General features: G+C 60.7%; 1 protein-coding gene. It reads right to left on the bottom strand.

Annotation, left to right across the window (positions count from 1 at the left end):
* Positions 1–606: 606 nt before the first annotated feature.
* Positions 607–1,893, bottom strand: coding sequence for an ISKra4 family transposase (locus G3446_RS26395; protein ID WP_164456633.1), 1,287 nt, complete (start codon positions 1,891–1,893; stop codon positions 607–609).
* Positions 1,894–2,182 lie beyond the last annotated feature (289 nt).

Below are 2,182 nucleotides of genomic sequence, written 5' to 3'. Positions count from 1 at the left end.
GGGAGGCCCACCCCTCTCCCTCATGCAAAATGACTATTTAAAGGGGAAAATCCATCAGGGACGGTGGCCAGGCTCAGCAGAAGGCAGAAATCGCTTTCGCTCTTTATGACTGGCAATCCGCTCTCGCTCGCCTTACGGACATCGGTAGCTCCTTGGCGCAAGACTCCATGGCTTCGAAGGTTACAAGAAGTGCACGACCGTAATTTTTATGATTTAACGTCGCTGCCCGCGTCATGATTCGGCAAAGATCGTCAGGACGCACGTGGGAAATATTCGTAAGTCGCTGATCATAAGTATTTTGTTTTTCACCTTCAAAGCCCTGGGCAAGACTCCTAAGATGAAAAGTCTGCGGCGAAATCCGGCAAGGGTGATTCCGCTTAACGTTAAGCCGAAGGTAGATTATAGAGCTGCCATATACAAAGCGTTCCCTGCTATTTGCTGTCTTTCCTGTGACGTCAGTCAAAGTTCGAGAGTTCGCTACGGGTGCAACCTGCCGAGCGCGGGCTCATCAGGCCGCGAGCGGGTGGTATGAGTCGGCATTGGCGGCGGCTTGACGATAGCGTCGGCGGAGATCTTCGCGGAGGGTGCGGCCTCTACATGATGTCATCAGCCGCAGCACTCGGCCCCGAATTGATCGATCTTGTCCCAGAACTGCGCCCAGCGTCCGGCAGTCTGGGTCAGGGCGCGTAGGCTGAGCACGATCTTGGCGCCGGTGGTCTTCCAGCGCATGCCGGAGGCGCACAGGCGCTGTTTGACCAGGGTCTTGCAGGCGGCCTCCGTCACACCCGAGCCGATCGGCAGGCCCTCGTCGAGGAAGCCGGGGTAGTTCATCTGGTGACGATGGTTGTTGAAATAGGTCCAAGCGCTGTAGGCGCCGTCGCGCAGGGTCTGTGAGAGGCTCGCTCGGCGCGAGAGGCGCTCGGCTTCGTCAACGAGCAGGTCGAGGGCGTTGGGATCGTGCTTGAGCAGGTTGCAGTGCGTGTGCTGCCACTGCGAGCGTTTGTCGGTGGCGTTGCGCTGTGGGTGGCGCGCCTGCGCGAGCTTGCCGACATATTCGCTGGCATGGAAGAAGTCGATCAGTTGGCGCTCGGTATGCTGCTCAAGAAACGCCCAATTGCTCGATGCGCCATCGGCAATCCCGAGATAGCGGGCGTCGGGGTAGCGCTGCTTGGCACGGGCGATCTCGCGCTCGAGGCGCTGGTAGAAGGTGTGCTTGCCGTATTCCGGAGCGGCGGCGAGGTAGATGCTGTGCTGGCGCGCGCCCTCAGGATCGTAGAACGAGAGCGTCCCGACCATGGCTTCGCGGTAGCCCTCGCTGTCCGCCATCGGGATCATGGCGCCATCGAGGCTGACCACGACCGTCTCGACCGGGGCCTTGAGCACCGGCATCGCATAGTCCCACGCTTCTTCTTTGGCCGCGGCGATACTGCCCACCCACTCGGCCACGTTCTGCAGATAGGACCGGGTGACCTTGCGGCCGTGGTTCTGCTCAAGATCCGCCTGCACGGCACGCGCGTTGAGCTGCGCGTACTTGTGACTGATTTGACTCGCAAACAAGGGCGTGGCCCCGCGAATGATGCGCGCGTCGTGCTCGAGCGGGCAGTAGATCCGTCCGCCACGCGAGCTCTGATAGACGTAGCGCTCGAGCCGCACCACGCCGTAGGGCGTCTGATACGCCTTCGGATCCCGTGCGCGCGCGGTCAGCTTGACCTCACCGACCTGGATCGGCCGACCATCGGTGTCGAAACGTCCCAGGGCCTCCTCACTCATGCAGCAACCGAGCGCATTCGTCGCCTCTTGGATCGCTCCTTCCATCTCCAGCAAACTGCCCTCGAGACTGACCGTCACCTCGACAGTCACCTCATTTCCCGATCTCTTGACGACCTTCACCATCGCGACACCTGCTGCAAGCTTCACAACAGGTTACACGGTACTCCTCGAAACAACATCATTTCAAGGCCTCACCCCACTCGTTGACCATTACGAGTCCGTTGCCGGCATTCTCGACGGGTGCATTACCGCTTCGCGAGACGATTGTGTGCCACGAAGGCGCATTGCAGGGCGCAAGCCCTGCGTGCAGCCATGCTGCACAAGAGATGGGGGTCGGCCCCCCGAAGCCGCCGTGCAGGCGGAGGCTTCAAACCGCCCACTGCGGCTGCCTTTAAGAGAGGTGGTCGTGAGC

Source organism: Thiorhodococcus minor (assembly GCF_010820565.1).
In the GTDB taxonomy this organism is placed as follows: domain Bacteria; phylum Pseudomonadota; class Gammaproteobacteria; order Chromatiales; family Chromatiaceae; genus Thiorhodococcus; species Thiorhodococcus minor.
The sequence above is the reverse complement of the archived record's forward strand: the minus strand, read 5'-3'. Positions and strand labels throughout refer to the sequence as shown.